Source organism: Xanthomonas sp. WHRI 6106 (assembly GCF_040202405.1).
In the GTDB taxonomy this organism is placed as follows: domain Bacteria; phylum Pseudomonadota; class Gammaproteobacteria; order Xanthomonadales; family Xanthomonadaceae; genus Xanthomonas; species Xanthomonas cannabis.
In genome coordinates, this window is record NZ_JBEGFC010000017.1 from 71,299 (window position 1) to 78,808 (window position 7,510).

At 68.8% G+C, this 7,510-nt stretch carries 6 protein-coding genes; all 6 read left to right on the forward strand.

Annotated features, from left to right (window positions below; genetic code table 11):
- Positions 1 to 203 precede the first annotated feature (203 nt).
- The 6 genes from ABQZ09_RS19410 to ABQZ09_RS19435 are packed head-to-tail and all read left to right on the forward strand — an operon-like array spanning position 204 to position 7,247.
- Complete coding sequence (locus ABQZ09_RS19410; RefSeq protein WP_104580729.1) at positions 204 to 1,223, forward strand: AAA family ATPase; 1,020 nt, start codon at positions 204 to 206, stop codon at positions 1,221 to 1,223.
- Positions 1,224 to 1,245: 22 nt separating this feature from the next.
- Positions 1,246 to 2,208 (forward strand): DUF58 domain-containing protein, encoded by a 963-nt coding sequence (locus tag ABQZ09_RS19415; RefSeq protein WP_349777674.1) that lies wholly within the window; start codon positions 1,246 to 1,248, stop codon positions 2,206 to 2,208.
- A gap of 2 nt (positions 2,209 to 2,210) precedes the next feature.
- Complete coding sequence (locus tag ABQZ09_RS19420) at positions 2,211 to 2,672, forward strand: DUF4381 domain-containing protein (protein ID WP_184556341.1); 462 nt, start codon at positions 2,211 to 2,213, stop codon at positions 2,670 to 2,672.
- Positions 2,669 to 3,676 carry a vWA domain-containing protein gene (locus ABQZ09_RS19425; RefSeq protein WP_349777675.1) on the forward strand — a complete coding sequence of 336 codons (1,008 nt, stop codon included), beginning with the start codon at positions 2,669 to 2,671 and terminating at the stop codon, positions 3,674 to 3,676. The genes ABQZ09_RS19420 and ABQZ09_RS19425 overlap by 4 nt, the downstream gene beginning before the upstream one ends.
- Complete coding sequence (locus tag ABQZ09_RS19430) at positions 3,673 to 5,496, forward strand: tetratricopeptide repeat protein (RefSeq protein ID WP_349777676.1); 1,824 nt, start codon at positions 3,673 to 3,675, stop codon at positions 5,494 to 5,496. The genes ABQZ09_RS19425 and ABQZ09_RS19430 overlap by 4 nt, the downstream gene beginning before the upstream one ends.
- Positions 5,493 to 7,247, forward strand: coding sequence for a BatD family protein (locus tag ABQZ09_RS19435; RefSeq protein ID WP_349777677.1), 1,755 nt, complete (start codon positions 5,493 to 5,495; stop codon positions 7,245 to 7,247). Before ABQZ09_RS19430 ends, ABQZ09_RS19435 begins: the two co-directional genes overlap by 4 nt.
- The last annotated feature ends 263 nt before the right edge of the window (positions 7,248 to 7,510 follow it).

The following is a 7,510-nucleotide window of genomic DNA, read 5'->3' on the forward strand; positions in this document are numbered from 1 at the left end:
AAGTCCGACGCAAACGCAGAAGCTCGCAATGCATGCCGGATTGATGGGCTATCCGCCATGCGTGATCGAAGACGGCTGCGATGTGGTCCCCGCCGATCAAAGGTAGCTTGGCTGGCCCGAGGTGAGCTTGACCCCCGTCACTCCCTGAACCTCTTAAAGCCCTGCGGTGAACCAATCGCGTTCGAATCGGTCACACTGGGCCTATGAACGCACCGCCGCTCCTCCCGCCAGAAGCCGCCGCCGCGCCCGCCGAGGACCGGCTGCATCGTCAATTCACCTCGCTGCGCGAGTCGCTGGCGCAGCGCATCGTCGGCCAGTCCGCGCTTGTGGAACGGTTGTTGATCGCCCTGCTGGCCGATGGCCATCTGCTGGTGGAGGGCGCGCCGGGCCTGGCCAAGACCACCGCGATCCGCGCGCTGGCCTCGCGGCTGGAAGCGGATTTTGCGCGGGTGCAGTTCACCCCGGATCTGTTGCCCGCCGATCTGACCGGTACCGAGATCTGGCGGCCGCAGGACAGCCGGTTCGAGTTCATGCCGGGGCCGATCTTCCATCCCATCCTGCTGGCCGACGAGATCAATCGTGCGCCGGCCAAGGTGCAGTCGGCGCTGCTGGAGGCGATGGGCGAACGTCAGGTGACCGTTGGCCGGCATACGTACGCGCTGCCGCAGCTGTTCCTGGTGATGGCGACACAGAATCCGATCGAGCAGGAGGGCACGTTCCCGCTGCCCGAAGCGCAGTTGGACCGCTTCCTGATGCATGTGCGCATTGGCTATCCGCAGGCCGATGCCGAGGCGGAAATCCTGCGTCTGGCGCGCGAGGCGGCCCGCGACACCCTGGAAAAGCACGAGACCGTCCCCGACAGGATTCCGTTGGACGACGTCTTCGCCGCACGCCGCGTGGTGCTGGATGTGCACCTGGCGCCGCAGCTTGAGCGGTACCTGATCGAGATCGTGCTGGCCTCGCGCGATCCGCAGCGCTACGACCCGGCATTGGCGAGGCGCATCGCCTGGGGCGCGAGCCCACGCGGTTCGATCGCCCTGGAGCGGTGCGCGCGTGCGCGTGCGTGGCTGGCCGGGCGCGACTACGTCACCCCCGACGACATCCGGGCCATTGCGCCGGATGTGCTGCGCCACCGCGTATTGCCCAGCTACGAAGCCACCGCCGAAGGGTGGGATGGCGAGCGCCTGGTCACCGCGTTGCTGGACAAGATTCCGCTGCCCTGATCGGGCAGCGTGCTACCGAGGTATGCCGCCTTCCCGCCCGAGCCCGATGTCTTCGATTCCGTCCTTCCTCCCAGCGAACCCACCGGCAGCCGTGGCCGGTGACGGCCTGCGCCCCAGCCTTGCCGAGTTGATCGCGTTGCGCGGCACCGTGCAGCACCGCGGGCAACCGGGGCGTGGCCGGCATGGGCTGGTGGGGCCGGTGCCGGCCGCCACGCGCGGGCGTGGGATGGAATATGCCGAGTCGCGCGAGTACGTGGCCGGTGACGATGCGCGGCATATCGATTGGCGCGTCACCGCGCGCACCGGGCGGGCGCATACCAAGCTGTTTCAGGCCGAGCGCGAGCGCTTGAGCCTGATCGTGGCAGACACCTCGCCCGCACTCTTCTTCGGCACCCGCGTGCGTTACAAGTCGGTGCAGGCCGCCCGTGCCGGCGCCGTGGCGGCATGGCTGGCGCAGCGGCAGGGCGACCGTGTCGCGGCCTTGCGCGGCACCGCCAGCGAGGCGCCGATCGCGCCGCGGTCGGGGCAGCGCGGTGTGCTGCCGGTGCTCGATGCCCTGGCGCGCTGGTATGCGCAGCCGCCTGCTGGCGACGCCGGGTTGGAGGTTGCCCTGGATCATGCGGCGCGGCTCCTGCGGCCAGGCGCGCGCCTGACCGTGCTGGCCGATGCGCGCAGTGCAAGCCGGATTTCCGCAACGCGCTGGTCCGGCCTGGCGTTGCATCACGAGGTGGTGGTGATCGTGCTGGTCGACCCGCTGGAGCTGTCGCCGCCAGCCCGCGCCCTGAGTTTCGATGTGCGCGGTGAGCGCGTTGCTGTGGATCTTGCCAGCCAGGCTGCGCGCGCGCGCTGGCAGGCCGAGTTCGTCGCGCCGCTGGAGCAGCTGGCCATACTGCTGCAATCGCGCGGCGTACGCGTGCATCGCCTGTCCACCGACGATGCCAGCGACGCGTGGCTGGGCGGCAGCACCCTCGTGCGGGGCGCATGACGATGAGCCCGCAGGCCCTGCCGCTGCGCGATGTTCATCTGCCGCCGTCGCCGCCGTGGTGGCCGCTGGCGCCGGGCTGGTGGCTGCTGATCGCAGCAGTCGTGCTGGTGCTGGCCGGTGTGTGGTTCTGGTGGTGGCGTCGCCGCCAACGGCAACGTCGCTGGCTGGCGGCGTTCGATGCAGAGCTGCGGCGGGCCGCAACGCCTGCGCAGCGTCTGGCAGCACTGTCGGCGCTGCTGCGCCGCGCTGCGCGGAGCGTCGATGCGCAGGCCGATCGGTTGCAGGGCGATGCCTGGCTGCAGTTTCTGGATGGCCGCAACAGCAAGACGCGCGCATTTTCGGAAGGGCCGGGTCGCGCGCTGCTCGACGGCGGCTTTCAGCGCGCCCCGGCGGTGGCCGACCTGGACGCGGTGCAGGCACTGGCGCGCGCCCGGTTTCTGGGTCTGATGCGGGGCCAGCGATGAACTGGCTGCAGTGGTCGCAGTGGCAGGACGCGCTGGCGCATTGCGCCTGGCCATGGGCGTGGTGGTTGATGCCGCTGCCGCTGCTGATGTGGTTCTGGCCGCAGCGCGGCCAGGAGTCTGCGGCGCTGCGTGTGCCGTATGCCGATCAGCTGCTTGCGGTGGCCCAGGCGCAACGCGCGCCGTCGTTGCGCATGCCGCGCTGGCTGGCGTGGGTGGGCTGGTTCTTGTTGTGCGCCGCGCTGGCGCGTCCGCAGCAGCTGGGCGAGGTGATCCAGCCGCCGCGCGAAGCACGGCAGATGATGCTGGCGGTGGATCTGTCCGGCAGCATGAGCGAACCGGACATGGTGCTCGGCGGCAACGTGGTCGATCGCCTCACCGCCGCCAAGGCCGTGTTGTCGGACTTTCTGGATCGGCGCGACGGCGATCGCGTCGGCTTGCTGGTGTTCGGCCAGCGCGCGTATGCACTGACCCCGCTGACTGCGGATCTGACCTCCGTACGCGACCAGTTGGCCGACAGCGTGGTGGGGCTGGCCGGGCGCGAGACTGCGATCGGCGATGCGATCGCGTTGTCGGTGAAGCGGCTGCGCGAGCAGAAGCAGGGCCAGCGGGTGGTGGTCCTGCTCACCGATGGCGTCAACACCGCCGGGGTGCTCAATCCATTGAAGGCGGCCGAACTGGCCAAGGCCGAGGGCGTGCGTGTGCACACCATCGCTTTCGGAGGCAGTGGCGGCTACTCGCTGTTCGGCGTGCCGATTCCGGCTGGCGGCAACGACGATATCGACGAGGATGGGCTGCGCAAGATTGCCGAGCAAACTGGCGGACGTTTTTTCCGTGCCCGCGATACCGAAGAGCTGGCGGGCATCTACGCCGAACTCGATCGCCTGGAGCCGGTGAAGGCCTTGGGTCCGTCGGTGCAGCCGCGGGTCGAACGCTACTACTGGCCGTTGGGCGCAGCCATGGTGATCGCGTTGCTGGCGTACGTGTTGCCGCGGAGATGGCGATGAGCGCGCCCACCGAACTGCTGGCAGCGTTGCATCTGTTGCGCCTCGACTGGCTGTGGGCGTTGCTGGCGATCGTGCCGGCGGCGCTGCTGTGGCACGTACGCCGGCGCAGTGCCGATGTGTGGCGTCACAGCGTGGACGCGCACCTGTTGCCGGCCTTGCTGGTGGCCGGCGGGCGGCGCGGATGGCTGGGTTTCGTGCTGGCCGCGCTGACCTATGCGCTGGCGGTGGTGGCGATGAGCGGGCCGAGCTGGCGGCAGACCGAGCGCCCGGTGTTTCAATCCAGCATGCCGTTGGTGGTGGTGCTGGATCTGTCCTCCAGCAGCCTCGCCACCGACCTGCCGCCCTCGCGCCTGCTCCAGGCGCGCGCGAAGCTGGCCACGTTGCTGCGCCAGCGCGCCGGCGGCGATGTGGCGTTGCTGGTCTATGCCGGCGAAAGTTTCACCGTCGCGCCCCTGACGCAGGACGCCGCCAACGTGGCCGTGTTTCTGGATGCGCTGTCGCCGTCGGTGATGCCGGTCGATGGCAAACGCGCCGATCGGGCGATCACGGCGGCGAGCCGCTTGCTGCAGCAGGCCGGCTTCAAACAGGGCGACATCCTGGTGGTCAGCGACAGTGCCGATGGGTCGGCAGAAAGCGCTGCCCGCACCGCACGCGCACGCGGATTCCATGTCTCCGCGCTGGGCATCGGCAGTGTGCGTGGTGCCGCTTACCGCACCGGCAGCGGCGAGATCGCCCAGGCAAGACTCGACGAGGGCAGCCTGCGCGATCTCGCCGGTCAGGGTGGCGGGCGTTATGCGCGCATTGCCCCGGACGACTCGGATCTGCAGGCGCTGGGCGTGCTCGATCCCGCCCAGCAGCCGCTTGCCGATGAGGCGGCCGAAGCCGGTGGCGGCAAGACCTGGCTCGATGAGGGTTACTGGCTGGTGATGCCGGTGATGCTGCTGGCGCTGCTGGCGTTTCGCCGGCGCGCGGTTGTGGCGGTGCTAGCGCTGGTGTGCATGTTGCCGCTGGCGCAGCCTGCACGGGCAGCGGAAGGCACCTTGTGGCAGCGTTCCGATCAGGTGCAGCAACAGCGTCTGGATGCCGGGGTGCAGGCGTATCGCAAAGGGGACTTTGCCGCTGCGCAGAAGGCGTTCGAAGCGGTGCCGACCGACGAGGGCTTGTACAACCTGGGCAATGCGCTGGCGCGCCAGGGCCGCTACGACGAGGCAATTGCAGCCTACGATCGCGCGCTCAAGCAACATCCCAACCAGCAGGATGCGATCGCCAATCGCGCGGCAGTCGACGCGGCGCGCAAGCGTCAGCAGCAGGACAACAAGGACGGCAAAGGTCGGGACGGCAAGAGCCAGTCCAAGGATCAGAAACAATCCGGCCAGGATGGAAACGGGCAACAGCAGACGGGCCAGAATCAGCAGGACGCGCAGTCCGGCCAGGCTGGGCAGAAGCCGCAGGACGGCAAGCAGCAACCCTCCGATGCGCAGACCCCGCAAAACGGCAAGTCGCAGGATGCGCAGTCCAAAAACGGGCAAGGCGAGCAGAGCAGGCAGGACACGCCACCGCAGTCTGCCGATGCCAGGGCGCAGCAGCAGGCCGATGAGGCGCAGCGTCGCAAGATGCAACAAGCCATGGCGCAGGCGGGCGACAAACAGACCGACGCAGGCGGCAAGCAGGAGCCCGCCGCCGCAAGCGAGACGCCGCAGCAACGCGAGCAACGCCAGGCGGTGGATGCCTGGTTGCGGCGAGTACCGGACGATCCGGGTAGCTTGCTGCGGACCAAATTCAGGCTGGAATACGAACGCAGGCAACGGGACGGACGATGATCGGCAGACACCACTTGCGCCGCGCGGCGATCGGCATGCTGGCCTGCATGATGCTGCTGGTTGACGCACCAGCGGGTGCGGTCACGCGCGCGTGGCTGGATCGCGACAGCGCTAATCCCGGCGACGTGGTGATGTTGAACATCGAAACCGTCCAACGCGGCGTCGATCCGGACTACACGCCGCTGCGCACCGATTTTTCGCTGGGCGCCAAGAGCGCCAATCAGCAGATGCAGGTGACCAACGGTTCGGTGACGGTGCGTGCCCTGTTCGGTGTGGTGCTGACGCCGCGCAAGAGTGGTGAACTGATCGTGCCGGCGATACGGGTTGGCAATGAGCGCACCGAGCCGCTGCGCCTGCAGGTGGTTGGAGCGGCGAACGATGCCGCCAGCAGTTCCAGCGGCGCTGCCGGCGGGCCGAGTGCGGCGCAGGGCAATGAAGAGGCTTTCGTCGAGACCCGGGTGGACGACCCGCAGCCCTATGTGCAGCAGAGCGTGGGGGTGGTGGTGCGCTTGTACTTTGCCAATCAATTGGCATCGGGCGAGCTGGATCTGGAAGCGCCCGATGGCGCGTCGCTGCAACGCATCGGCGATGACGTCAGTTCGGTCAAGCTGGTCAACGGCCGCCAGTACAACGTGGTGGAGCGGCGCTATCTGCTGGTGCCCGAGCGCAGCGGCCGGCTGGTGCTGCCCCCGGCGCGATTCAACGGGCGATCGGTCGGCGGGTTCTTCGACGATTATTTCGGTCGCGGCAACGGTGAGCTGAGCGCGCGCAGTGCCAGCATTCCCCTGCAGGTGCGTGCCCAGCCGGCCAACGCGCCGCAGCCCTGGCTGCCGCTGCGCAGCCTGCAGTTGCGCTACACGGCCACGCCGCAACGCGCCACTGCCGGGGAGGCGACGCAGTTCGTGGTGGAAGCCAGCGCGCGCGGCGCCACCCAGGCGCAGTTCCCCGAGCTGCCCACGCCAAGCGTGCCCGATGCGCAGGTGTTCGCCGAGCCGCCGCAATACGAAGAACGCTTTGTGGACGGCTCACCGCAGCTGCGCCTGACGCGCCGCTATTCGATCGTGCCCAACCGCGCCGGCCCGCTGGTCGTGCCGGGGCTGCAGGTGGCCTGGTGGGATGTCGGCGCAGGCGCGGCCAAGACTGCAGCGGTGCCGGATCTGACATTGGATGTTGCGGCGGGCAGCGGGGCCTTTGCGGCACCGGCCCCGGCACCTGCGCCCACAGGCAGCCCGGCAAGCAACGACGCGGCGCCTGCGCCAACAGCCAGTGCGCTGACGTTGCAGCAGCAGCCGTCGCCAGCTACGCAACGGCCATGGGGATGGATGGCCGCCGCCGCAGGCTTTGCGGTGTTGTGGGTGGTGACGTTGGTATGGGCGTTGCGGCGCCGGCGCGGCGCGGCACGCAGTGCTGCCGAGGCCACCGTCGGCAACGCGCCCACGCCCGGCAAGCGTGCAACCCATGGCGTAGCCGAGCTGCGCCGCGCGCTGGACAGCGGGGGCATGGACGATGTGGCAAACGTGCTCTGCGGCATGGCCGGTGTGGCCGATATCGACAGCGTATTGGCCGCCTTGGCCGATCCCGCCCAGCGCGACGCCGTGGCGCGAATGCAACGCGCGCGCTGGGGTGGCGGCGGGGATGTGGCAGGGGCACGCGCCGCGCTGCGCGACGCATTTGCCAAGGGCCCCCGCTGGCGGCATGCGAGCGCGGCGGAGCCCGAGGTGCTGGCGCCGTTGTATCCGCCGGCGTCTTGATTGGCTGCAATGAATCGGTGGCGGTTGATGGCGACGATGGTTATCACTTTTACGTCGCCGTAGTTCTCTGAGCTCCATGCGGCTGGTTTGAAAACCGTGTCGCCGAGAAAAACGTTACTGCTGCGAGTCTGCTGCAGGGCCCTTGCCCGCCCACCATCGCAGGACACGCCGTGAATCCGTCCCTGGAGCAACTGTGTTGATCAGGATCTCGATCCGCGAGCTCTGATCGGTTTCCTTCAGACGTGTTCATCCATAGGTGGCGG